At 29.4% G+C, this 24,724-nt stretch carries 29 protein-coding genes and 1 pseudogene; 12 read left to right on the top strand and 18 right to left on the bottom strand.

From position 1 onward, the window contains the following. Positions 1–51: 51 nt before the first annotated feature. Together BLV71_RS03770 and BLV71_RS03765 are read right to left on the bottom strand one after the other, a co-directional pair. The gene (locus BLV71_RS03770) at positions 52–2,007 is read right to left on the bottom strand and encodes a DUF5689 domain-containing protein (protein WP_093869261.1); all 1,956 of its coding nucleotides are present in this window, start codon (positions 2,005–2,007) and stop codon (positions 52–54) included. A gap of 4 nt (positions 2,008–2,011) precedes the next feature. Further along, a complete protein-coding gene (locus tag BLV71_RS03765) occupies positions 2,012–4,795 on the bottom strand; it encodes a carboxypeptidase-like regulatory domain-containing protein (RefSeq protein WP_255405105.1) in 2,784 nt (927 codons plus the stop codon). A gap of 126 nt (positions 4,796–4,921) precedes the next feature. On the opposite strand from BLV71_RS03765, the gene BLV71_RS03760 reads away from it, so the two are divergent. Further along, positions 4,922–5,974 (top strand): endonuclease/exonuclease/phosphatase family protein, encoded by a 1,053-nt coding sequence (locus tag BLV71_RS03760; protein WP_093869259.1) that lies wholly within the window; start codon positions 4,922–4,924, stop codon positions 5,972–5,974. Positions 5,975–5,994: 20 nt separating this feature from the next. On the opposite strand, the gene BLV71_RS03755 is transcribed toward BLV71_RS03760, so the two are convergent. Genes BLV71_RS03755 through BLV71_RS03745 form a run of 3 tightly spaced genes read right to left on the bottom strand, consistent with a single transcriptional unit; the run spans position 5,995 to position 8,508 of the window. Then, a complete protein-coding gene (locus BLV71_RS03755) occupies positions 5,995–6,339 on the bottom strand; it encodes a hypothetical protein (RefSeq protein ID WP_093869258.1) in 345 nt (114 codons plus the stop codon). Between the two features lie 52 nt (positions 6,340–6,391). Next, on the bottom strand, positions 6,392–8,077 hold the full coding sequence (gene recJ, locus BLV71_RS03750) for a single-stranded-DNA-specific exonuclease RecJ (protein WP_093869257.1): 1,686 nt from the start codon (positions 8,075–8,077) through the stop codon (positions 6,392–6,394). 5 nt (positions 8,078–8,082) lie between these two features. Further along, positions 8,083–8,508, bottom strand: coding sequence for an OsmC family protein (locus tag BLV71_RS03745; RefSeq protein WP_093869256.1), 426 nt, complete (start codon positions 8,506–8,508; stop codon positions 8,083–8,085). Positions 8,509–8,611: 103 nt separating this feature from the next. On the opposite strand from BLV71_RS03745, the gene BLV71_RS03740 reads away from it, so the two are divergent. The 3 genes from BLV71_RS03740 (at position 8,612) to BLV71_RS03730 (ending at position 10,419) form a co-directional block, all read left to right on the top strand. Continuing rightward, a complete protein-coding gene (locus tag BLV71_RS03740) occupies positions 8,612–9,202 on the top strand; it encodes a carboxymuconolactone decarboxylase family protein (protein ID WP_093869255.1) in 591 nt (196 codons plus the stop codon). 217 nt (positions 9,203–9,419) lie between these two features. After that, positions 9,420–10,181 (top strand): helix-turn-helix domain-containing protein, encoded by a 762-nt coding sequence (locus tag BLV71_RS03735; RefSeq protein ID WP_093869254.1) that lies wholly within the window; start codon positions 9,420–9,422, stop codon positions 10,179–10,181. 49 nt (positions 10,182–10,230) lie between these two features. Then, positions 10,231–10,419: a hypothetical protein gene (locus BLV71_RS03730; protein WP_093869253.1), complete on the top strand. Its 189-nt coding sequence runs from the start codon at positions 10,231–10,233 to the stop codon at positions 10,417–10,419. Positions 10,420–10,456: 37 nt separating this feature from the next. Here the strand turns inward: BLV71_RS03730 and mscL are convergent, their stop codons facing one another. Genes mscL through BLV71_RS03715 form a run of 3 tightly spaced genes read right to left on the bottom strand, consistent with a single transcriptional unit; the run spans position 10,457 to position 12,617 of the window. After that, positions 10,457–10,858, bottom strand: coding sequence for a large-conductance mechanosensitive channel protein MscL (gene mscL, locus BLV71_RS03725; RefSeq protein ID WP_199488197.1), 402 nt, complete (start codon positions 10,856–10,858; stop codon positions 10,457–10,459). Between the two features lie 54 nt (positions 10,859–10,912). Continuing rightward, positions 10,913–12,016: an alanine racemase gene (gene alr / locus BLV71_RS03720; protein WP_093869251.1), complete on the bottom strand. Its 1,104-nt coding sequence runs from the start codon at positions 12,014–12,016 to the stop codon at positions 10,913–10,915. Next, positions 12,009–12,617, bottom strand: a complete 609-nt coding sequence (locus BLV71_RS03715) for a thymidine kinase (protein WP_093869250.1) — start codon at positions 12,615–12,617, stop codon at positions 12,009–12,011. Before BLV71_RS03715 ends, alr begins: the two co-directional genes overlap by 8 nt. Before the next feature lie 102 nt (positions 12,618–12,719). Between BLV71_RS03715 and BLV71_RS03710 the strand changes: the two genes are divergently transcribed. The 3 genes from BLV71_RS03710 (at position 12,720) to BLV71_RS03700 (ending at position 15,442) form a co-directional block, all read left to right on the top strand. Further along, positions 12,720–13,712 (top strand): hypothetical protein, encoded by a 993-nt coding sequence (locus tag BLV71_RS03710; protein ID WP_093869249.1) that lies wholly within the window; start codon positions 12,720–12,722, stop codon positions 13,710–13,712. A gap of 76 nt (positions 13,713–13,788) precedes the next feature. Further along, entirely contained in the window at positions 13,789–14,397 is a 609-nt protein-coding gene (locus tag BLV71_RS03705; RefSeq protein WP_093869248.1) for a DUF4254 domain-containing protein, read from the top strand. Between the two features lie 7 nt (positions 14,398–14,404). Continuing rightward, entirely contained in the window at positions 14,405–15,442 is a 1,038-nt protein-coding gene (locus tag BLV71_RS03700) for a glycosyltransferase family 9 protein (protein ID WP_255405104.1), read from the top strand. 49 nt (positions 15,443–15,491) lie between these two features. Here BLV71_RS03700 and BLV71_RS03695 read toward each other — a convergent pair whose 3' ends face one another. Genes BLV71_RS03695 through panB form a run of 6 tightly spaced genes read right to left on the bottom strand, consistent with a single transcriptional unit; the run spans position 15,492 to position 19,014 of the window. Continuing rightward, positions 15,492–16,004 (bottom strand): YtxH domain-containing protein, encoded by a 513-nt coding sequence (locus tag BLV71_RS03695; RefSeq protein ID WP_093869246.1) that lies wholly within the window; start codon positions 16,002–16,004, stop codon positions 15,492–15,494. A gap of 42 nt (positions 16,005–16,046) precedes the next feature. Beyond that, a complete protein-coding gene (locus BLV71_RS03690) occupies positions 16,047–16,346 on the bottom strand; it encodes a TM2 domain-containing protein (protein ID WP_093869245.1) in 300 nt (99 codons plus the stop codon). Positions 16,347–16,370: 24 nt separating this feature from the next. After that, positions 16,371–16,760, bottom strand: a complete 390-nt coding sequence (locus BLV71_RS03685; RefSeq protein ID WP_093869244.1) for a VOC family protein — start codon at positions 16,758–16,760, stop codon at positions 16,371–16,373. Then, positions 16,747–17,220 carry a DUF1801 domain-containing protein gene (locus tag BLV71_RS03680; RefSeq protein WP_093869243.1) on the bottom strand — a complete coding sequence of 158 codons (474 nt, stop codon included), beginning with the start codon at positions 17,218–17,220 and terminating at the stop codon, positions 16,747–16,749. The genes BLV71_RS03685 and BLV71_RS03680 overlap by 14 nt, the downstream gene beginning before the upstream one ends. Positions 17,221–17,247: 27 nt before the next feature. Beyond that, complete coding sequence (locus BLV71_RS03675) at positions 17,248–18,183, bottom strand: 2-hydroxyacid dehydrogenase (protein ID WP_093869242.1); 936 nt, start codon at positions 18,181–18,183, stop codon at positions 17,248–17,250. Between the two features lie 12 nt (positions 18,184–18,195). Then, positions 18,196–19,014, bottom strand: coding sequence for a 3-methyl-2-oxobutanoate hydroxymethyltransferase (gene panB, locus BLV71_RS03670; RefSeq protein ID WP_093869241.1), 819 nt, complete (start codon positions 19,012–19,014; stop codon positions 18,196–18,198). Positions 19,015–19,139: 125 nt separating this feature from the next. On the opposite strand from panB, the gene BLV71_RS03665 reads away from it, so the two are divergent. The 5 genes from BLV71_RS03665 to BLV71_RS03645 all read left to right on the top strand — a co-directional run bounded on the left by BLV71_RS03665 (position 19,140) and on the right by BLV71_RS03645 (position 22,141). Next, positions 19,140–19,613 (top strand): nuclear transport factor 2 family protein, encoded by a 474-nt coding sequence (locus tag BLV71_RS03665; protein WP_093869240.1) that lies wholly within the window; start codon positions 19,140–19,142, stop codon positions 19,611–19,613. A 2-nt stretch (positions 19,614–19,615) separates the two neighbouring features. Beyond that, the gene (locus tag BLV71_RS03660) at positions 19,616–20,533 is read left to right on the top strand and encodes a TolB family protein (RefSeq protein WP_093869239.1); all 918 of its coding nucleotides are present in this window, start codon (positions 19,616–19,618) and stop codon (positions 20,531–20,533) included. Between the two features lie 15 nt (positions 20,534–20,548). Beyond that, the gene (locus BLV71_RS03655) at positions 20,549–21,121 is read left to right on the top strand and encodes a sigma-70 family RNA polymerase sigma factor (RefSeq protein WP_093869238.1); all 573 of its coding nucleotides are present in this window, start codon (positions 20,549–20,551) and stop codon (positions 21,119–21,121) included. 4 nt (positions 21,122–21,125) lie between these two features. After that, positions 21,126–21,386: a hypothetical protein gene (locus BLV71_RS03650; protein ID WP_093869237.1), complete on the top strand. Its 261-nt coding sequence runs from the start codon at positions 21,126–21,128 to the stop codon at positions 21,384–21,386. Positions 21,387–21,499: 113 nt separating this feature from the next. Then, positions 21,500–22,141 (top strand): O-methyltransferase, encoded by a 642-nt coding sequence (locus tag BLV71_RS03645; protein ID WP_093869236.1) that lies wholly within the window; start codon positions 21,500–21,502, stop codon positions 22,139–22,141. A 6-nt stretch (positions 22,142–22,147) separates the two neighbouring features. On the opposite strand, the gene BLV71_RS03640 is transcribed toward BLV71_RS03645, so the two are convergent. From BLV71_RS03640 to BLV71_RS18800, 4 genes and pseudogenes are all read right to left on the bottom strand, one after another. After that, positions 22,148–22,429: a Sec-independent protein translocase subunit TatA/TatB gene (locus tag BLV71_RS03640; RefSeq protein WP_093869235.1), complete on the bottom strand. Its 282-nt coding sequence runs from the start codon at positions 22,427–22,429 to the stop codon at positions 22,148–22,150. A 92-nt stretch (positions 22,430–22,521) separates the two neighbouring features. Next, positions 22,522–22,815, bottom strand: a complete 294-nt coding sequence (locus BLV71_RS03635; RefSeq protein ID WP_093869234.1) for a F0F1 ATP synthase subunit delta/epsilon — start codon at positions 22,813–22,815, stop codon at positions 22,522–22,524. Positions 22,816–22,889: 74 nt separating this feature from the next. After that, complete coding sequence (gene atpD, locus BLV71_RS03630; protein ID WP_093869233.1) at positions 22,890–24,401, bottom strand: F0F1 ATP synthase subunit beta; 1,512 nt, start codon at positions 24,399–24,401, stop codon at positions 22,890–22,892. 183 nt (positions 24,402–24,584) lie between these two features. Continuing rightward, positions 24,585–24,724, bottom strand: a pseudogene (locus BLV71_RS18800) (porin); the annotation flags it as partial.

The following is a 24,724-nucleotide window of genomic DNA, read 5'->3' as shown; positions in this document are numbered from 1 at the left end:
AAAAACTTCAAGTTTTAAAACTTAAGGTCGTGTAATATATAAAATGAATAGTTATCTCTTTCCTATCGATGTAAAGTCATCCTTATCCTTTACCTCCCATTCAGAATTTAAAGTGTTAGTTCCAGCGCTTGAATCCCAATTAGTATTTCCTTTTGTTATTGTTGTTTTTCTAATTAAAGTATGGTCTTTTGTACCTTTAGTAACTCCTGCAACACTCCAAGCAATGCCAGGATTATTATCTGGATCACCAATAAGGTCGATAATTTTAAATATACCCTTGTCGTTTCTTTTAGCTAAAGCAATAGCATCATTTCCATTATGATGAACAGGACTTTCATAGGGTAGCGATAAATCTGAATTATCAGTGATTTCAGAAGTAGATTTATTTGTTGAAATAACATAAACTTTACCAGTCATTAAATTTCCTGACAATTGAAGTTGCCTGGCAGTTTTCCATCCTCCACCATTAGAAGAACCCCAAATTTGGTAATTTGACAAATTGATGGTATTACCAGTACCATTGTATATTTCTATATATTTATTATTACTTGATCCTTCTACATATTCGGAAAAAAATAAATCGTTATCAGTACTACTCGTTCCACAATCATAGTTTTCAGTGAAATTTATATCAGTAACTTTTCTTAGGTGAATCCGAGGGCCATTGAAATTTGACATTATACCAATGATTTTCCCCTTTTTAGTACTTACATAATTAGTGGCAAATGTAGCTTCGGTGTTAACGTATGATGGTAAACTATTAATACAATTAGAAGTTAGAGTGTTTAATCCTACATATGTTTTTGTGATGTTTTTAAACTGGATTTTATGAATTTCTACAAGTTTACTTTCGTAATTACCAGTTAATGCCTGTTCAATAGTGATTTTTTCTGGTGTAGGGATTACTCCTTTTTTGATACTAATTATATTTGAAGATTTTAGGTTTAATTGCAACAAACCTTCATGCTTATTAAGCTTTAATCCTCCAACTGCAATCTCAATTTCATCTCCTAAATTTAAATCATAAGTAGTATTGAAGTTTAATGCTATACCAGCTGTTAAATCTTGAGCAAAAGCTTTTTTATTAGTGATGTTCTTATGAATAAAATCAGAAGTAATAACTACTTTTATTTTTGAGTTTTCAGAAATTCTTGTTTCGTTCCCTGTAAATAAGGATCTAATATCAATTAGATTTTTTTTTATAAGAGTACTATTGCAACCATACTCTTCAGTTAAATGAACATCTTTTGTATCTCTTATAGATAATGTATAATCGTTTTCAAGTTTGTTTAGAACAGCTGTAATTGAGCCATTTTTATTAGGAATTGATACTGTTTTAAAGTTTGCAAAACCACTAGTTTTCATAATAATAGTTTCAAAGGTTTCACAGTTATTAAAGTATCTGTTTTCGGTATCAGTACTAGTAGGGTTGCCATAGGTTTGGTCTTTTATTTCTGGTTGTAACTTGTTAATTTTTATAAGAGTGTTTATATGATTATCAGTTAGGTTATCAATAGTTACTATTGTAGGTGTTAGTTCTGCTATTTCCGATGATCTATCAATAAAATTAGAGTATTCATGTAGACCTATTCTATTTATGCTATTTCTACCTTTAATACCAATTTGAAAAGTAGTTAGGTGTTTTCCCAAAGTTAATCCATTGAGTTTAATGTAAACTTTTCTACCTAAGTTGTATTTTGTGTTTAGGTTGGTATCATCAATTCTAATTTCAACTCCAATCGTTGGGTTTTCGGGTTCATCTTGTATAATAATTTTTTTAAAGAAATTACCTTCTCTATCATTCGAAATTACATAGCCATATGTTGTAATATCGTTGTCAAACTTTATAGCAACTCCCTTAAATAATTTTGAAATTTCATTCAAAGATTTTAGGTTTGAATACTCTTTATCAACTCCTGTTATGGGGGTTGAAAAATCTTCATTCTGTTCACAGGAAAAGAAAATACTACTAAAAAGTAATATTGTTTGGGTTAATATCTTTTTCATTTTTTTAAAATCTATAATTTATATTTAAGAAATAAGTAGTTCCTCTACCGTACCAATATTTATTACCAAAGTTAGGAGTACTATTAACTTGATCATTTTTTACTAATTGGTAACTAGAAGTTCTACCTTGTTCGTATCCACCAGTTTTATATACTTGGTTTAGTATATTACTGATACTAGCAAAAAATCCAATGTATTTTTTTTTACTAATCCTCCATGTTTTTCCTCCTATAGCGTTCAGTGTGAAATAGGCATCTAATTTTTGTTGTTTAAGTAATTTTTCTGCTTCAGTGGGGTCAAATTGTGGAAAAAGTTTTCCATTGTCAAATGCAAAGGATTCGGTTCTTTTTATGTTTGAAATATTAATAAATGAATTATCCAAATAATTTCCAGTTACACTAATAAACCAATACTCTGGATCTCTATATTCAAACCCAAAGGAATATGCACTTTGTGGGCCTGACGGAATTCTATAGTTTTTGAGAGTAGTTTTTCCATAATTTTTAAACCCTCTCTTGTCAAATCCTGCCTGTTTAGAATCAGAACTTATTTCTGATGTTAGTACAATATTTGGATTGTTGTTATAGGTGTAATGTCCAATATTAGCTGCAGTTTTTAATTTAAAAGAAGAGGATAATTCAACGTCAATAGCTAATTCTGCTCCTAGATGTTTTTTATTGATTCCAGTTGTGATTTCTTGAATAAAAAGATTCGTGCTTCCAGCATAATAAAAGGCAATATTACTGTCGTCTTTTATGCCAGTGTAGTATCCTGATATTTTTGAGGTTATAAAAGGAACTCTTGCTGTATAATTTATATCCAAAGACATTATCTTTTTATTATTTAAAGTGCTAATGTCAGATACAGTTAAGTTGTTAGATCTTGAATTGACTAAAGAGTTTTGAATAGTAGGTGTCTTGGTAATGTATCCAGCATTTAAGTTTAATAAATGGCGTCCAGTTATTTTATAAGTTATGCCTCCTTTGATTCCGTAGTTAAAGAACGATAGTTTTTTAGATTTTCCTAAAGAATTAGGGATGTTTGGGTCAGGTAAATTTCCAGGATAGATTCCGTTTTTGTATAATCCTTCTCTTTGATAAGTTGTATTGTTAAAAGAAGCTGCAATATGGTAATTACTCTTTTTATAATTGAGTTGTAGTTGAGCAAAACCATCAAAGGTCTCAGAGTTTAGCAGATAATTATATTTAAATCGATCACCTACTTTTACAATTCTATTTGGAGTTAATAAATTGTTTTGATATTCATCCTTTGAAGGATCTCCAAACTTATTAATATCTAAATATCCTGTAGCTCCAAATAAATCTTTAATGTATGCAAAATTTTCAGATTTTAATTTCTTGTATTCTAGCTTTCCAGTTAAAATTATATTTTCTGTTAATTCAGTATTTAAAATTGTATTAAAAGTAAACTGTTTATTATCGTTTCGGTCTTCATATAAAGCAAACCTACCATTATCGCCACTCTTTTCATTTGCTACGTAAAGGTGTGTCCAGTTTAGTTGACCGTCATTTTGGAAGTTAGTGAGGGCTTTGTATGCATTTTTGTAATCTATCCAGATAGGATTGCTTAAAAACCAATTTGGTAATTTTCTATAATATGTAGGGTCTGGGTCATTACCTCCGTTAAAATCAATTCGACTATTACCAATTTCACCAAATTGATATGCAATTCCAGTATTTAAGGTTGAGCGATTAGTTAGAGTCCAATAGTGATTTAACATTATAATTGGTTCATTAATTCTTTTTATTCTAGAATTTCTGATTTTCCCATTTTGATACCCCCAGTATGGATTGTATTTTAAGCCTTTGATGTTGTATACTTGTTCTGTGTTTGCTGCTGATTTCCCTCTGCTATTTTGTGCATAAATAGCTGATAAATTCAAGCTATGTTTTTCGTTAATTAATTTTTCAATTGAAGTAAATACTGAATACGCATTGTAGGATGTTCCATTAATATATCCTTCGTTTGAATATCTTTTACTAGCAGAAACTGTAATAGCCCAGCCTTTTTTAGATAAAGGAATGGAGTAGGTAGCCATTATTCTATGTGAATAACTTCTATTTGAAGAGGCGTATGAAATACTTGTTCCTTTTTTATATTCTGAAGCTCTTGTGTTAATATTGGTAGAGCCAAGTACTCCTCCAAAGATGTAATTAGAAGGGGTAAGCCCTATGCTAAATTCTTGGTTGCGTAAAACATCATTTAACCCTCCCCAATTACTCCATTGTGGCCTTCCATTAAAAAGTTTATTCATTTCAAAACCATTAATTAAAACCTTGTTATTTTCAGACCCTAAACCACGTATTTTAAAAAATGAAGAAGACCATTCAAAAGCAGCAGTTCGTAAATAAGAATCTTTTGAAAATTGTAATAATCCTGAAATATTATCAGCATAATTGGTATCATCATTTAATTCATCATCTGTAATTGTAATAGTACTAAAACCTATGTTTTCTGTTATATCTTCATACATCATAATTATGCCTAGGTTTATTGTTTTACCTGATAGTTGAATAGGGAAATTTTGAGATTCATATCCTTTTAAAGAAATTGCAAGGAAGTGTTTTCCATTGGCTATGTTGTGAATTTTAAAATTTCCGTTTATATCAGTAAGTGTATTTACACCTATCTGCTTTATACTAATAAAAACGTTTTGAAGTGGTTTTTCTGTGTCTCCATTAATAATAGTACCTTTTAAAATATTTTGTGCACCCATATTAATGCAAAGCAACATCACCATATAAATGGTGGCTTTATTCTTTTTCATACAATTTTAACAATTTAATTAATTCTTTTCAGCAATAAAAAGTGAAGTGAAAGTACAAAAAAAATATTACTTGGGTTTGTAAGGTGTTGTTTTTGAATTGTTTTGCTAGATTTGTTGAAAAAAAAGATGAAAAAAAAAGCTTTAGCTTTTGTGCTAATATTCACTTTAGTACATTGTTTTTCACAGAAAAGACATAGAGAGTTTAAAATACGAACAGTGGGGTTTTATAATTTAGAAAACCTGTTCGATACAATAAATGATGTAGAAAAAAATGATGAGGCTAGTCCTATTATGGAACTTAGAGGTAATCGTGAAAAAGTGTATTGGGATAAAATAGATAAGTTAGGAAAAGTTATTAGTCAAATAGGAAAAGAAAAAACAAATACAAGTCCTGTAATTCTAGGTGTTTCCGAGGTTGAAAACAGAAAAGTTTTAGAAGATTTAGTTAATGGGAAGTCGCTTAAAAAGAGGAAATATAGTATTATACATTTTGATTCACCAGATAAAAGAGGGATTGATGTGGCATTGTTATACCAACAACGTTTTTTTAAACCAATTCATTTTGAGGTTTTCAACCCTAATATATATGTAAATAATAGGAAGGTTTATACTAGAGATATTTTATTAGTTTCTGGTTATTTAGATGATGAATTAATTCATCTAATAGTTAATCATTGGCCTTCAAGAAGAGGAGGTGAAGCGAAAAGTAGTGTTAAGAGGGAAAAAGCAGCGTATAAAGTATCACAAATTATTAATAAAATTAAAGAAACTGAGAAAAACCCTAAAATTTTGATAATGGGAGATTTTAATGATGATCCTATAAATTCTAGTTTTAAGAATGTTTTAAAAACGAAGTCAAGAAAGTCAAATGTTTCTGAAGGGGAAATTTATAATCCTTTTGAAGAAATGTTTCGAAGAGGCTTTAGTACGCTAGGTTATAGAGATAATATTAATTTATTTGACCAAATTATGATAACATTTCCCTTATTAAATAAGGATAGTAATGACTATTCTTCATACAAAATGTTTAAATCAGCAATCTTTAATAAACGTTTTTTAACAGAGAAAAAAGGAAGGTATAAAGGGTATCCTTTTAGAAGTTTTTCTTATGGAAAATATACAGGAGGATATAGTGACCATTATCCTGTTTATCTATATTTAATTAAAGAAAACAAATAACCTGTTTTATTGAAGTTGTTTTAGTTTTTACAAAGATTTTTCAAATAATTATCCATTTGTATTTGAAATAAAGTGCCTCTTAATAAATCTTCAATTTCGGCAAGTTCTAATAATGATACAGCCATGCTTACTTTGTTTGATGGTGTTTGTAGTAAAAGAGATTTGCATCCACCTGCCATTTCGCAATTTTCGCAAGTACCTTGCATTTTTGCTTCACATAATTTATCTAAAAAAAACTCAATTTCTTTCGTAGTTAAATGAAAACCGGTATCTCTGAAAATTATTTGAGTAAGATTTGATTTTACATTCTTCCATCTAAAAGAGATACCTATTTTATTATCATATATTCTATAAATGCTTTCCATAATCAAATTTATATGAAGCAAATATATGTAATTTAGAACTATTCTAAATAAATTATTTTAAATCTTTTAAAACTAATTGAATTGAAGTATTACCATTCCAAGTATTTTCATCTAAATTATAGACGATATCGAAGTTATTTTTCACTTTTTCTATCTTATTGCCAAGACCAAAACCAATAGCCCCATATGTTTTCTTGTCTGCTCCGTATATGATATTAAGTTTTAAATGACTTTTATCCGCTCCAACTTGTTTACCATAACCATTGTCTCTAACACTAGGTGATAAGAATACAGGTTTCATGTTTTGTGGCCCGAAAGGTCCCATTTGTTTTAAAACGCGATAAAACTTCGTTGTAATTTCTGATAATTCCAATTCAGCATCAATACTAATTTCAGGAGTTAATAATTCTTTTTGTATCGTTCTAGAAACTACATCTTCAAATTTATTTTTAAAATTCTCATATTGTTCAGGAAGTAAAGTTAATCCGGCAGCATACTTATGTCCCCCAAACTGTTCAATAAATTCTGAACATTCTTCTAAAGCATTATAAACGTCAAAACCTTTTACAGATCTTGCAGAGGCGGCTAGTTTATCTCCACTTTTTGTAAAAACCAAAGTTGGTCTATAATAAGTTTCAATTAGCCTTGAAGCAACAATACCTATAACACCTTTATGCCATGTTTCGTTATAAACAACTGATGTGAATTTATCTTGTTCGTTATTTTCTTCAATTTGTAAAAGAGCTTCTTGAGTTATTTTAGCATCTAATTCTTTTCTGTCAGCATTAAATTTTTCAATAGTAGAAGCTACTTTAATTGCAGAATCAAAATCAAATTGGGTTAATAAATCTACAGCAAAATTACCATGTTTCATTCTGCCAGCGGCATTAATTCTTGGCGCTATTGTAAAAACAACATCTGTTATGGTGAGTTCCTTTTTATTCGTTTGATGAATAATAGCTTTAATTCCATTTCTTGGACTCGTATTAATTACTTCTAATCCAAAATAAGTAAGTATTCTATTCTCACCAGTAATAGGAACTATGTCGGCGGCTATGGCAGTAGCTACCAAATCTAAATAAGGAATAAAATCTTCTATAGTTTTGTTGTTTTTTTCTCCAAGCGCTTGAATTAACTTGAAGCCAACTCCACATCCACATAGTTCTTTATAAGGATATTTACAGTCTTCTCTTTTTGGGTTAAGAATTGCAGTAGCCTTAGGAATTTCTTTTCCCGGTTTGTGATGGTCACAGATAATAAAATCAATTTCTTTTGTTGAAGCATAAGCTACTTTATCTATGGCCTTGATACCACAATCTAATGCAATAATTAAAGAAAACCCGTTATCGTGTGCAAAATCAATTCCTTGAAATGAAACACCATAACCTTCTTTGTATCTATCCGGAATATAGGTTGCTACATTTTCATATTCTTCTTTTAAATATGATGACATGAGTGAAACTGCTGTTGTACCATCAACATCATAATCTCCATAAACCAAAATATTCTCGTTATTTTCAATAGCTTTCTTTATCCTTGCAACTGCTAAATCCATATCCTTCATAAGATATGGATTGTGTAAATTATCTAACGAAGGCCTAAAAAAACACTTAGCTTCATCAAAAGTAGTAACACCTCGTTGAACTAATAATTTAGATAAAACTTTATCAATACCTAGGTCTAAGGATAGTTTATGAATAACTTCAATATTTGGTTTTGATTTTAAAGTCCAACGCATTTGTTTTATTTTTTATGAAAATGAATAGATATATTAATTTTAGCGAATTTTCTAAACATTTCCATTACCCCGCAATATTTTTCAACAGATAAATTAACCGCTTTAGTAATTTTATCTTCATCTAAGTTAGTACCAGTAAAATGATAGTTTAATGTAACAGTATGGTAATATTTTGGGTGTTCCTCAGTAAGTTCTCCAGTAGCATCCATTTTAAAATCATCAACAATTATTCTCATCTTTTTTAATAAAGAAACCACATCTAAACCTGAACATCCAGCAAGTGAAGATAGCATCATTGCTTTAGGAGCTAAACCAGAATTGTTACCTCCGTTATCTTTAGATGTATCAATTAAAACCTTATGTCCACTAGGGTTGTCGGTTTCAAACTGCATGTTTTCTTTCCAAATGGTGGTTACTGTGTGTTGTGCCATAATTTATCTATTTTTGTTACTTAAGTAAGTCTGTGATCAATTTTTTGATTCCTAAAACAAACTTACACCAAAAAAAGATTAATAAAAATTAAAACAATCAACAATGCCATTAGTAACACCTTTATCTGCAAATCATGATGCAGACACAAAAAAACTAGCTGAATTTTTTAATGAAACATTAGGTTTTTGCCCTAATTCAGTTTTAACAATGCAACATAGACCAGCTATTTCAAAAGCTTTTATTAATTTAAATAAAGCAGTAATGGCTAACGAAGGAAGAGTTACATCAGCACTTAAAAGAATGATAGCTTGGGTTTCAAGTAATGCAACTGGTTGTAGATATTGTCAAGCACATGCAATAAGAGCAGCTGAGCGTTATGGAGCTGAACAAGAGCAATTAGATAATATTTGGGAATACAAAACGCACCCTGCATTTAATGAAGGAGAAAGAGCAGCTTTAGATTTTTCATTAGCAGCTAGTTTAGTGCCAAATATGGTTGATGAGAAAATAAAAGAGAATCTATATAAATATTGGAATGAAGGAGAAATTGTAGAAATGCTAGGAGTTATCTCTTTATTTGGATACTTAAATAGGTGGAATGACTCTATGGGAACAAGTATTGAAGATGGGGCTGTTGAAAGTGGAGAACAGTATTTAGGTAAGCATGGCTGGAATAAAGGCAAGCATTTATAATTTTTTTTATATATTGTAATAAATAAAAGTCTTCCCTATGAAAAATAGAGAAGACTTTGTTTTAATGTAGAAAATAGATGTCCCCCCACGGTTCATCTAACTTATAGTCCCAAAACAAAGAAAGTAAGTTTTAAGGAAAGTATAGTTGTGGAAAATACAAAATGTCATTTTGTTTTTTGCACTTTTTGAGTTGAATGCGTCTTATTTGGTGAACATTATGAGTATAGAAAAAAACAAACTTTTTAGTATTATAAGAAAGAAATTACCTCAAAATGTATTGTTTACTGAGGAAATTGCAGATGTTTTAGATATAAGTTACGATGCGTCTTATAGAAGAATTAAGGGGAGAACATCTTTAACTCTTGAAGAAACTGTTGCGTTAGCAAAACATTATAAAATATCTTTGAATGAACTTTATAATTTACAATCTGATAATTCTTTGTTTATAGATAAAAGAAGTTATGATAATACTTTTGAAAGTTTAATTAAATTTTATAAAGAATATTCTTGTTACACTCAGTATTTTACTAAAAATCATGATACTACTATAATTTATTCTGCGAAAGATATTCCTTTATATCATTTTAAAACTAATAATTTATATTGGAAATTTAGAATTTACGTTCATTTGAATTTTTTATATAGCGATGCTAATAATAAAACAGAGTTTAAAAATTTTAAGCCAAGTTCTTTAATTATAGAAGAAGTTAATAAGTTTAGAAGCAATTTTGAAAAAGCAAACATAACAGATATATGGGAGGACACAACAATTAATAGTTCTTTGTATCAAATATTTTATTTTTTTAAAATAAAACTAATAGAAAAAGACGAGGCGTTACTTTTGTGTGATGAAATAACTCTTATGATAAAAGGAATAGAGAAAGCCGCCGCACAAGGTTTTTTAAATTCCAATAAAGAAAAAAAGTTTAATTTATATTATAGCAAACTTTTGAATTTAAATCATACTATTTTTTTTTAAAACAGAAGGTAGAAAGAGTGTATTGGTACCTTATAGCTCACTTTCACATATGAAAATTGAAAATGAAAGTATTTGTAATGAAATAGATATACATCTAAAAAAACAAATGCAGTTTGCAAAGAAAATTTCAGGTGATTCAGAAGAAGTTGATAGGAGAGTTTTTGTGACAACGATGTATGAAAAAATAGATCAGCTAAAAGCTGAAATAGAATCAAGAATGTTAATGTCTTTTATGTAAAAAAAATCCCTTGAGAAACTCTCAAGGGATTTTTTAATTATTTTTTTAGTAAATCTCTAATCTCTACTAATAATTCTTCTTGGGTAGGTCCTTTAGGAGCTTCTGGTGCAGGCTCTTCTTTTTTCTTCATTGCATTGATAGCTTTTACTACCATAAACATTACAAAGGCCACAATAATAAAGTCAATTACATGGGTTAGAAACTCACCATACATAATGGCAGTTTCACCTGTAACTTTACCTGTAGCATCGGCAACTCCTTCTTTAAGAACATATTTTAAGTCTTTAAAATCTGCGTTAAAAATTAAACCGATTAAAGGAGATACTATACCTCCTGTAAAAGAAGTTACTACTTGTTTAAAAGCAGCACCCATAACAAAACCTACTGCAATATCGACTAAATTGCCTTTCATTGCAAAGTCCTTGAACTCTTTGATCATTCCCATTGTTTTTTGATTTTAATAGTTAAATTGACCTCTAAAATAGAATAAAAATTACTTTTTAACTAATCTTTTAACCCTTTGAGATATAGCAGTTAATATTTCATAAGGTATAGTTTCACATTTGTGAGCCATGTAATCTATGTGTTGTTGATGGTTAAATAGAATTACTTCATCACCTTCTTTACAGTCAATTTTAGTAACATCAACCATAATCATATCCATAGAAACATTCCCAATCATCGGTGCGGGCTGATTATTAATAATTACAAACCCGTTTTTATTACCAAGTTTTCTAGATATACCATCAGCATGTCCTATTGGTATTGTTGCGCTTCTTGTAGGTTGATTTGCTACAAACGCTCTATTATATCCTACAGTTTCTCCTGGTTGAATTATATGTATTTGAGATATAATTGATTTTAATGTATGTGTGTTTTTTAATTGTTTTGTTTCTTCAGGATTATTTCCAAAACCATATAAACCAATTCCTAAGCGTACCATGTCGAATTGAGCTTTAGGGTAATTGATAATCCCAGAGGTATTTAAAATATGAATCATAGGTTCATATCCTAAATGATCATAAAGTTGCTTTACGATGTATGCAAAATTATTTATTTGTCCTACAGTAAACTCTTGCTCGTTAATGTCTTCACTTGCAGCTAAGTGAGAAAAAAATGATTGAATTTTAATATTGTTAGATTTTTTTAACTCACTAATTATAGTAGGAACATCTGTATGCCAAAACCCTAATCTGTTCAATCCAGTATTAAACTTAATGTGTACCGGATAATTCATAAGAGGCTTCTTGTCAGCTAAACTTAGAAAAGCATCGAAAATTTTAAAGTTATAAAGACTTGGTTCTAGGTTATATTTAACTACTAACTCTAAGTTTTGTATTTGAGGATGTAATACTAAAATAGGTTTTTTAATTCCGCTTTCTCTTAAAGTTATTCCTTCATTTGTGTATGCTACAGCAAAATAATCTACCTTATCCTCTACAATTTTTGCAATTTCAACAGACTCACTTCCGTAACCAAAAGCTTTAACAACTACTAAAACTTTTGTTTCTGGCTTAAGCTTTTGTTTAAAATAAGTTAGGTTATGCAAAACTGCATTTGCATCTATTTCTAAAATGGTTACATGAGTATTATTCATCTGTAATTTCTTTTTCTTTATTAGAGTTTTCTATAGCTCTATAATATGCAGCTCTACTTAAAGGTTCATATTCTTGGGTTTCACCAAGTAAAACTAAATCTTCATTTTGAGTTTTTCTATAGCTGTAATGGGCTAAGTTACCAGTACGCGTACAAACAGCATGCACCTTTGTAACATACTCTGCAGTTGCCATAAGCGCTGGCATCGGACCAAAAGGATTTCCTTTAAAATCCATATCTAATCCTGCAACAATAACTCTAACACCTCTATTAGCTAAATCATTGCATACGGCTACTATTTCATCATCAAAAAATTGAGCTTCATCAATGCCAACTACATCAACATTATTTGCTAAAAGTCGTATGTTAGATGACGCCGGTACTGGCGTAGATCTAATTCTGTTTTCATTGTGAGAAACTACTTCCTCATCATCATAACGTGTATCTACTGATGGTTTAAATATCTCTACACGTTGTTTGGCAAATTGAGCTCGTTTTAAACGTCTTATCAATTCTTCTGTTTTTCCTGAAAACATCGATCCGCAAATAACCTCGATCCACCCAAATTGTTCTGTATGATTTACTGTATTTTCAAGAAACATTTTGTAATTTTAAGCCCTGTTTATTAATATTTGTGTTACTTTCGAACAAAGGAACAAATTTATTAAAATTTAAGAGCAAAACTTAAAAACCCATAACAACTTATGCACAAAAAATTAGCATCAGATTTAACCAGTTTAGCACACAGCATTTTACAAATGAAAAATAAAGAAGATGTGTTACTGTTAAAGGAAAAAGCATACGAAGTTTATGAAAAACTTTCAGTTTTAGCATATGTAGATGAATATATTAATACAACTCCAAATGCAGAAGAAACAAAAGATGATTTATTAGCAAAAATTGAAGGAGTTGAAAATAAAAGAAAAGAATTAAGTAGTAATAAGAAAGCTAGTTTTATAGAGGAAGAAAAACTAGAAGTTGAAAATGAAATTATAGAAGATAACCTGGAGTCTTCAAATGATAAGAAAGAAGATGCTGTTGTAAACTTAATAGATGAGGAAAAAAAGGTAATTGTAGCTAATGATGAGGTTAAAACTCCAGAAATTATTGAGGATGTAACTCAAAACAAGGAAAATATTGTAAGTGTTGAAGTTAAAGAAAATCAATTAGTTCCTGATATTAAAGAGGCAGAAGAAAATAAAATAGAAGCGGTAAAGAATACAGAAGAAACAATTGTAAAAGTTGAAACTAAAGAAAAAGAAGTTGTTGAAGAAATTATTGAACAACCTTTTGATGAGATAGAAAACCTATTGTTTAATGATATAGATACTACTAAAAAAGATGTTAAAGATGTTGGAGAACGAAAAACCCCAACTTTAGAGGAAGAATTACAAGATACATTACCTGTAGATGTAATGGCTAATTTATTTGAAAAAGTAGATCCCAAAAAATCGTTGAATGATCATTTACAAAATACGATTCAAATAGGATTGAATGATAGAATTGCTTTTGTTAAACATCTTTTTGAAGGGAATCAAAATGATTTTAATAGAGTTATTTCTCAATTAAATACTTGTAAAACAGAAAAAGAAGCTAAGAAGTTTATAAATAAATTAGTGAAGCCTGACTATAATTGGTCTGATAAAGAAGAATATGAAACCAGGTTATTAGAAATTATTGAAAGACGTTTTGCTTAAAAGAAACAAGGCTTTTAATATAGTTTCTATTTATAATTATATAGTACCTTTGATCTTTTAAAAAGTTACAATAAATATGTTTACAGCTAAAGCAAATAAAATTTTTCAAGAAGTAATAAATGATTATCATATTAAAGATGATGTTTACCAAGATTTTGTAAATAAATATGATAAAGAAGAAGATTTAATTGCTCATTTACTTTATAGAAAATGTTGGATTGATACTGTTCAGTGGCATTATGAAGACATTATTAGAGATCCAAATATTAATCCTGTAGACGCTTTGGTGCTAAAAAGAAAAATTGATGCATCAAACCAGGATAGAACAGATATGGTTGAGTATATTGATGCTTATTTTTTAGAAGAATTTAAGAATGTTACATCTAAAAAAAATGCAACAATAAATACTGAAAGCCCAGCTTGGGGTATTGATAGATTGTCAATTTTAGCATTGAAAGTTTACCATATGAATGAGGAAGCTACAAGAGAGAATGCTTCTGAGAACCATCAAAAAAATTGTCAGAAAAAGTTAGATGTTTTATTAGAACAACGAGTTGATTTATCATTGGCTATCGATACTTTACTTAATGATATTAAAGAAGGAGACAAGTATATGAAAGTATACAAGCAAATGAAAATGTATAATGATGATGAGTTAAACCCTGTTTTACGTTCGCAAAAGTAAAATTTAATTGAGTTTAAAAAATAAGCATATTTTAATTATACGTCTCTCTGCTATGGGAGATGTTGCTATGACTGTACCAGTTATACGAAATTTGATTAAACAGAATAAAGGAGTAAAAATAACGATTCTAACTCGTGCTTTTTTTACTCCTTTTTTTACAGAGTTTGATAATGTAACCGTTTATACTCCTGAATTAAAAGGGAAGCATAAAGGTATTATAGGGTTGTTTAAGCTTTTTAAAGAGTTAATAAAGTTAAATATTGACGTAGTTGCCGATTTACATAATGTGATTAGATCAAATATCTTAGTTTCTTTTTTTAGGTTAAGAGGTATAAAATGTGTGCAATTAAAAAAAGGGAGAAAAGATAAAAAAAAGCTAACAGAGTTAAATGAAAACAAAATTTTGTTCTCATTAAAAACAATGCATGAAAGGTATGCAGATGTTTTTAAAAGGTTAGGTTTTTCAATGAATTTGAGTAGTATTTACAATCTAGTTAAAAAAGAAATTCCTTATCATTTTCAAAAAGAATTTAATGATTCAAAACTTATAGGGATTGCTCCTTTTGCAGCTTATAAAGGAAAAGCATTTCCGATTAAAAAGATTAAATCGTTAGTTAAAGAACTTAGTGATAAAAATTATTGTAAAGTTTTGTTATTTGGCGGAGGCGATGTTGAAAAAAAACTTTTAGAAGATCTTGCTAAAGATTATACGAATGTTTTTTCAATGGTGAAAAAAGGAACTTTTGAAGAAGAATTAAATATTATATCAAATTTAGATGTAATGATTTCCATGGATTCTGGGAATGGGCATATTGCTGCTATGTATAATGTACCTGTAATTACAATTTGGGGAGTTACCCATCCTTGTTTAGGGTTTACACCATTTAATCAATCTATAGAGAATCAAATACTTCCTGATTTGAAAGAATATCCTTTAATACCTACTTCAACTTATGGGAAAGAGTACCCTAAAGAATATTTAAATTGTTTTGAAACAATTTTAATTTCAGATATTATAAAGGTTGTGAATACTTACACTAAATAAAAACATAAAACCTTCATATTAAGATGAAGGTTTTATGTTTTGTAAGTGCTTACTTTCCAAATAAACGTTGAAAAAAACTTTTCGTTTTTTTAGTGGCTTCCTTAATTTCTTCTTCAGCCTCTTCAGCAAAATCCGCTATGTGTTCACTTGCTTCACCAACTATTTCTGAAGCCTTTTCAGATACATCTTCAAATGCTTGTTTAGCATCTTCAGCAAATTCACTAGCTTTTTCTTTTACTTTTTGAGCTTGTTCACTTTCTAATATTTCAGTGATTTTCTCTTTAGCCTCTTCAGCAAAATCAACTATTTTTTCACTTGCTTCACCTGCAATTTCTGAAGCTTTTCCTGATACATTTTCGAATGTTTCTTTTGCTTCTTCTGCAAATTCACTAGCTTTATCTTTTACATTTTTAACACTTTCACTTTCTAGGAATTCAGAAACTTTTTCCTCTGCTTTTTTAACAAATTCATTTGCTTTCTCTGAAGCATCATTTATAGTTTCTTTAAAAGAGTCATTTTTTTCATTTAAATTTTCACTTGGCTTTTTGTTTTCTTCTGACATTTTGTATTGATTTATTTTATTAGCATAGGTTAAATAATAACATTAAAACCACTCTTTTCGGTTTTGCTGATATATTTCAAAGAACTCTTCATCTGATTTGGTTAAATAAATAATTCCTTCTATAAATGTAATTAACCACATTACACCTGAAAAAATACCACAGGATATTATTGTTAAAACTATAGTAAGAAATAAGGTAGTTATTCCTTCTTTAGTATAACCTAATATAAATTTATGTACTCCAAATCCACCTAGTATAATGGCAAGTATACCAGCTAAAACTCTTTTGTTTTCTTTTTGATGTTGAGGTATAGGATTTCCGTTTTGATCAACTATTTCCATTTTGTAATTAATGTTTTATTAAATTTATAAAAAAGCTTCGTCTATTGGCTCCCAGAGTTCAATTTTGTTTCCATCTAAATCAATAATCCAACCGAACTTACCATAGTCATATTCCTCAACTTTGTCAATAACTGTAACACCATCCTGTTTTAATTCTTCTAATAATTCTACTAAATTTTCAACACGATAGTTAAACATAAAATCTTTTTTTGATGGAGAAAAATAATCAGTTTTCTTATCAAAAGGACTCCATTGTGTTGAAGCCTTATTTCCATCTTTATCTTTCCACCAAAAAGTACAACCCCAATCATCAGTATTAAAACTTAAATGTTTTTTATACCAATCTTTGGTTTCTTTAGGGTTTTCTGTTTTAAAAAAAACGCCTCCAATACCTGTTACTTTACCTTTTTTCATTTTTTACGTTTTTTATATTTTGTTCGTAAACAGCAATCCATTTGTCCACTGAAATTTTTTGAACTAATTCGGTAATTAAATCATAGGGTATTTCTTCAATTTTTTTAAATCTAATACAACTTTTCCCCATGTCTAGTTTACGTTTACAATGTTTAGGATACTCGTTAATAAACCATTTGTGTAGTTCAGGAATAGCATATATACCGCTATGATAAAGATTTATTGAGTTCTTTTGAGAAGCAAAACTCATAAAGGGTAATGGTTCACTAGGAGAACAGTGGTATCCATTAGGGTATGTTGATAGTGGCACAAAATAACCTATCATACCATATTGCATACCTTCTTCAAATCCTTTTGGAAGATTTCTGGAGATTATATTTCGTAGTTTTTTTAAAGCTTCTTGCCTATCTTCAGGAGTTTGAGATATATAGTCGTTAGGAGATGTAGCTTCGTATTTCATATTTTATGAATTTGAAGCTACAAGTTACTAAAATTTTTCTTTGATTTTATTTACGATGGTTTGTGCTAATTTCTCTTTACTCTCAATAGTCCATCCAGCGACATGGGGTGATAAAATAACCTGATTTGATTTTATTAAATACTGAAAAGCATCAGGCATAAGAGAATCGGTAAATAAATTTTCAAATGATTTTTTTTCATATTCTAAAACGTCTAAACCTGCACCTAGAATTTTTCCAGATTTCAATGAATCAACCAAGTCGGAGGTAACTACAGATTTCCCTCTGGCAGTATTTATCAACCAAAAGTTTTTTTTAAACTGGTTAATAAATTCTGTATTAATCATATTAATAGTAAGGTCAGTTTGTGGAGTGTGCAAACTTAATACATCAACTTCTTCTTGTAGTTTTTGTAAAGATACTTGTTTGCAGTTTCCATCACCAACATTATCTTTAATGTCATAACACAGAACCTTTACATCAAATCCGCGAAGTTTTTTTGCAAAAGCTTTTCCCATGTTTCCATAACCAATAAGACCTACTGTTTTGCCATCTAATTCAATTCCTCTATTATCTTCACGAAGCCATTTTCCTTTCCTAACTTCTTTATCAGCTTTATTTAGTTTATTGAATAAGGAAAGAAGCATTCCTAAAGAATGTTCACCAACAGCATTTCTATTACCTTCAGGAGCTGATATTAAATGAACTCCTTTAGTTAAAGCATATTCACACTCAATATTTTCTAATCCAGCACCAACTCGCCCAATAAACTTTAAGTTAGAAGCCTTGTCTAAAAATTGTTTATCTATACTAAATCTACTTCGAATAATAATCCCATCATATGTTGAGATTTTAGACTCTATTTCATGCTTCGAAGAATCATAATCTTCATCATTAATAAAACCAAAGTTATTTAATTGATTTATTAAAAGTGGGTGATTAGTGTCTAAATGTAATATTTTCATGAATTATTTAAACTAATATTGTTCTTTGTCACTAGGAAAATCCTGTGATTTTACATCAGTAATATATTGTTGAAATGCATCTGTCATTTCAGCATATAAATCTAGGTATCTACGTAGAAATCTTGGGCTAAACTCGTGAGTCATTCCAATCATATCATGTGTAACTAATACTTGACCGTCTACACCACCTCCAGCTCCTATTCCTATTACAGGAATTGTTAAGCTTTTTGCAACTTCTTCTGCTAATTTAGCAGGTACTTTTTCTAAAACTAAAGCAAAACAACCTAGTTGTTCTAGAAGTTTAGCATCTTCTTTTAATTTTCTAGCTTCTTCTTCTTCTTTAGCTCTTACAGTGTAAGTACCAAATTTATATATTGATTGAGGGGTTAAACCTAAGTGCCCCATAACTGGTATTCCAGCAGTTAAAATTCGTGATATAGATTCAGAAATTTCACTTCCTCCTTCAAGTTTCACTGCATGCCCACCTGATTCTTTCATAATTCTAATTGCAGAATCTAAAGCATTTTTTGAATTTCCTTGGTACGTTCCAAAAGGTAAATCTACGATGACTAAACATCTTTCAATTGCTCGTATTACAGAACTTGCATGATAAATCATTTGATCAAGTGTAATAGGTAAAGTAGTTTCATGACCAGCCATAACATTGGATGCAGAATCACCAACTAAAATGACATCAATTCCAGCACCATCTACAATTTTAGCCATTGTATAGTCGTAAGCAGTTAACATGGATATTTTTTCGTTGTTTGCTTTCATTTCAATCAACGATTTTACGGTAACTCTTTTATATTGTTTTTTTGCTGTAGACATTGTTTTTATGTTTAGTCTGGTAAAAATAGGCATTTTTCAATAGATTACTATCTCGTTAATCTTCTGTTAATTATATTTTTCTATGCTTAATTTTTAATAGTTTTAAACTTTCAAACAGGTTTTATATGCATAAAATAATTACTATTCTTGTTTTTTTTGTAGTTACTACGGTAGTATATGGTCAAACTTCATTGGAAGAAAAAGAAATAAAAGAAACTATTAACACCTTTTTTAAAGGTTTACACAACGGTGATAGCACAGTTATAAAATCAACATTACATACTTCCATAAAAATTCAAACAACTTCAGTTAATAAAGAAGGAAAAAAAATACTAAAAACAGAAACTAAAAATCAACTCTTAAGAGCTATAGCCAGTAAAAAAGTTTCTGATATTTATTTTGAAAAATTATTATCATATACTATTAAAGTGGATGGTAACTTAGCATCTGTTTGGACACCTTATGAGTTTTATTACAGCGGTAAGTTTAGTCATTGTGGAGCAAATTCTTTTCAGCTTTTTAATAACAATGGAAAATGGGAAATTATTTATTTAGTTGATATGAGAAGGAGAAGTAATTGTAAAGCTTTAAAAAAATAAGAATGAAAAAATTGATCTTATTTTTTCTGTTAACTCATAATTGTTTTTCACAAGAAGTTAATCTTTTCTCTCCAGAAATTTTTAAAAGCTTGCCAAATGTCCGTGATTTTTCAATGAGTAGAGATAAAAATGAGATTTATTTTAGCATTGAAAGTTATCGAAAGGAATATTCTTTTATTGCTTATATTAAAAGGTTAGGTAATACATGGAGCAAGCCGAAAGTAGTTAGTTTTTCTGGTGTGTTTAAAGATCTAGAGCCTTTTCTATCTCCTGACGGACTCAAGTTGTTTTTTGCTTCTAATAGAAATGTTACTTCAACTGATGTTAAAAATGATATTGATATATGGTACGTGAAAAGAAGTACATTAAATGACGAATGGTCTGACCCAATTAATGTAGGGTTAACAATTAATACTAATAAAAATGAATTTTATCCATCTGTAACTAATAACGGAGATTTGTTTTTTACAGCAGAATATTCAGACTCAAAAGGAAAAGAAGATATTTATGTAAGTAGATTCATAAATAATAAATATACTAAGCCTGTAGCGTTGAGTTCAGCAATTAATACTGAAAAATATGAGTTTAATGCTTATGTTTCTCCTGATGAAAAGTTTATTGTTTTTACTTCTTACGGAAGAAAAGACGATTTGGGTAGAGGTGATTTGTATTTAAGCTATAAAGATGGAAAAGGTAATTGGTTGCCTGCTAAAAATCTTGGAGGCAGAATAAATTCAAAAGACTTAGATTATTGCCCATTCATAGATGTTGATACTAATATTTTATACTTTACATCAAGTAGGAGTAGTGTTCCTAAGAAAATGAAGAGTAAAAAAAGTTTGAAAGAAATTATAGATAATATTAATAGTTTACCTAATGGTTTAAGTAGAATTTATAGTACTTCTTTAAATAAAAAATAATGTATATTTGACCTAATGAACCCGAAGGAAAACAACAATACATTATCCCCTGATAAATGGGTTGATGCGTATGCAGATTATTTATATAATTTTGCAGTAGTTCGTGTCAACAATGAAGCAATAGCAAAAGATTTAGTTCAAGAAACTTTTTTTGCTGGTTTAAAATCAGCAAAGAATTTTGAAGGTAAATCTACAGAAAGAACTTGGCTTGTTTCTATTTTGAAACGAAAAGTCATTGATTATTATCGAAAAATCAACTCAAAAAAAGGGAAGGCTGAGGTAAGAATGAATTTTTATGAGGGAGGAGAAAATGAAGGTAGTTGGATTGAAGAACGTGTTCCCCAGTCATGGAGAAATGAAGCAGATCATACAATTGAAAATAATGAGCTTAAAACTCAAATAGATAAATGTATTGATAGTTTGCCTGAAAAATATGCGATGGTTTTTAGAATGAAAACAATTCAAGAATTTGAAACTGAAGAAATTTGTAAGGAACTAGATATTACGCCGTCGAATCTATGGGTTATTATTCATAGAGCACGAACCCAACTAAGAAATTGTATGGAAAAGAACTGGTTTAATAATTAATTTTATGTTTAAAAAGTTTAAAATAACTTGTGATGAGGCTACTGCTATTTGTGATAAGGCACAATACGGAGAAGCTTCTTTATTTGAAAAGATTCAGCTTAACCTACATGTTTTGATATGTAAAATTTGTAAGCTTTACTCTAAACAAAATAATATTTTGACAAGAGTATATAAGAGAAATGCTGCTGAATGTAAAGCGAAAAAATTCTCTTTATCTGATGAAGCAAAGGTTGCTTTAAAACAAAAGATAAAAGAGATAAGTTAATTTTTTTTGGTTTTTTATAAAAACCAATTTTTGATTTTTTGTTAGATTGAAACGGAATTTGTTGTAAAGATAAATTCCGTTTTTTTAATTTTGTCATTCTAAGTACAATAAATATGAATTTTTTACCTGATTTAATTGACGATTATGCTGTTAAGCATTCTCAAAATGAACCTGAATTGTTAAAAGAATTAAATAGAGAAACATGGCAAAAGGTTTTGAATCCTAGAATGTTAAGTGGTGCTTTTCAAGGTAGAGTTTTGTCAATGATTTCAAAATTAATCAAACCAAAGTCAATTTTAGAAATAGGAACTTATACTGGGTATTCAGCTTTATGTTTAGCTGAAGGGTTAAGTGAAGATGGAGTTCTACATACTATTGATAAGAATGAGGAGTTAGAAGAATTACAGTTTAAATATTTTCAAAAATCTGGTTTTCAAAACCAAATTAAGCAATATATAGGAAATGCTATAGAAATTATTCCATCTATAAATTCAACATTTGATTTAGTATTTATTGATGCAGATAAGTCAAATTATTTAAATTATTTTGAATTGATAGTTGATAAGATGAATAAAGGTGGAGTTATATTATCAGATAATGTATTGTGGAGTGGTAAGGTTGTAGAACCTTTAAACCCGAAAGATATTGATACAAAAATACTTTTAGAGTATAATAAGTTATTAAAAGAAGATACACGTTTAGAAACGGTTCTTTTACCAATAAGAGATGGGTTAACAATAACTCGAGTTAAGTAGAAGTTGTTATAGCTTACGTTTTATTGGTCCAGTGAAATCATCGATGTTATCTTTAACATCATTAACTTCTTTGTTTATATCACGAACAAAATCAGTGTCTATACCTTGATTTTTAGCGCTATCATTAATTTCTTTTTTAATATCATTAGTAGCATCTTTTATTTGACGCATACCTTTTCCTAACCCTCTAGCTATTTCAGGAATTTTATCTGCTCCAAAAAGCATTACAACTATTAAAAGTATAATAAATATTTCAGGACCACCAATAAATAAGAAAGTTGTATTCATGGTTACAAAGATAAATAAAATCGAGGTAATTACTATAAATAAAAAAAGCCAAACTCAATTTGAGTTTGGCTTTTTTTATTATTTAAAAATAATTAATCTGCAAGGATAATTACTTTATTATCTTTCATTTCTAACGTACCAGACTTGATATTTAAAGTTAAAACTTTATTATCGGCAGGTAATCTCTCAATGCTACCATGTAAATCATCAAAAGATAAATTACTTTGCGTATGAACATGGATCTTAACACTCCCTTTATCTAAAATAGATACTATAGGAGCATGGTTATTTAGCATTTGAAATTCACCATCTATACCAGGTACTGTAACAGAATCTACTTTCGATGAAAATAAAATAGCTTCTGGAGTTACGATTTCTAAAAACATAATTTTAAAGTTTTTAGCTTTTAGTTTTAGTCTTTAGTTATCACATAACTCAAAACTTAAAACTTAAAACTGGTTTACGCTTCTGCTAACATTTTTTCTCCAGCATCAATTGCTTCTTGAATAGAACCTCTTAAGTTAAAAGCTGCTTCTGGATACTTGTCTAATTCACCATCCATAATCATATTAAATCCTTTAATAGTGTCTTTAATATCAACTAAACAACCAGGTATACCTGTAAATTGCTCAGCTACGTGAAATGGTTGAGATAAGAAACGTTGTACACGACGTGCTCTGTGAACTACTAATTTATCTTCTTCAGATAATTCTTCCATACCTAAGATGGCAATAATATCTTGTAATTCTTTATATCGTTGTAAAATTTCTTTTACTCTTTGAGCAGTATTATAATGTTCATCTCCTAATATATCAGCTGTTAAAATTCTTGAAGTAGAATCTAACGGGTCAACCGCAGGATAAATACCTAATTCAGCAATTTTACGAGATAATACAGTAGTAGCATCTAAGTGAGCAAATGTTGTAGCTGGTGCTGGATCTGTTAAATCATCTGCAGGTACATAAACTGCTTGTACAGATGTAATAGATCCTTTTTTAGTAGAAGTAATACGTTCTTGCATAGCTCCCATTTCTGTAGCTAAGGTTGGTTGGTAACCTACGGCAGAAGGCATACGTCCTAGTAAGGCTGATACTTCAGATCCTGCTTGAGTAAAACGGAATATGTTATCTACGAAAAATAATACATCTTTACCTTGAGCTTCACCAGCTCCATCACGGAAATACTCAGCGATTGTTAATCCTGATAATGCAACACGTGCACGTGCACCAGGTGGTTCATTCATTTGTCCAAAAACAAACGTTGCTTTAGAGTCTCTCATTCCAGGTTTGTCAACTTTAGACAAATCCCATCCACCTTCTTCCATAGAGTGCATAAAATCATCACCATATTTGATAATTCCAGATTCTAACATCTCTCTTAATAAATCATTTCCTTCACGAGTTCTTTCACCAACACCAGCAAATACAGATAAACCTCCGTGTCCTTTTGCTATATTGTTAATTAACTCTTGAATTAATACAGTTTTACCAACTCCAGCACCACCAAATAATCCAATTTTCCCTCCTTTAGCGTAAGGCTCAATTAAATCAATTACTTTAATACCTGTAAATAATACTTCAGTAGAAGTAGATAGTTCATCAAATTTAGGAGCTAAACGGTGTATTGGTAAACCAGTTTCACCTGTTTTAGGTAAGTTACCTAAACCATCAATAGCATCACCTGTTACATTAAATAAACGACCATAAATGTCATTACCTATTGGCATTTGAATAGGGTTACCAGTAGCTACAACTTCTGCACCTCTACTTAAACCATCAGTTGCATCCATAGAAATAGTACGAACTGTATCTTCACCAATATGTTGTTGAACTTCTAAAACCAAAGTTGAACCATCAGCTTTTTTAATTTCTAATGAATCATAAATTTTTGGTAATTCAGCATTTTCTGTATTAAACTCAACATCGATAACTGGACCAATTATTTGAGAAACTTTACCTGTTATTGTAGACATTACTTATATGTAATTAAAGTTATTTATTTTGTTAAGTGAGAATTAACTCATTTTTTCAAGGTGCAAAGGTAAATTTTTAATAGCGAATTTAAAAATGTTTGAAGATATTTTTACGCATTTTTTCTACATAAAAAAAAGGCCTCACTTATAGTGAGGCCTTTTTATATTATGTAAGAGTTTAAATTATTTTACTAATTTAATTTCTACACGTCTGTTTTGAGCTCTACCAGCTCTTGTTTTGTTATCAGCAATTGGGTAATCTTCTCCAAAACCAGCAGAAGTTAATCTGTTAGCAGGGATTCCAGCTTTGTTGATTAAGTAAT

The organism is Tenacibaculum sp. MAR_2010_89 (assembly GCF_900105985.1).
GTDB lineage: Bacteria > Bacteroidota > Bacteroidia > Flavobacteriales > Flavobacteriaceae > Polaribacter > Polaribacter halocynthiae.
Note: the sequence above shows the minus strand (reverse complement) of the source record. Positions and strands in the feature narration are given on the sequence as shown.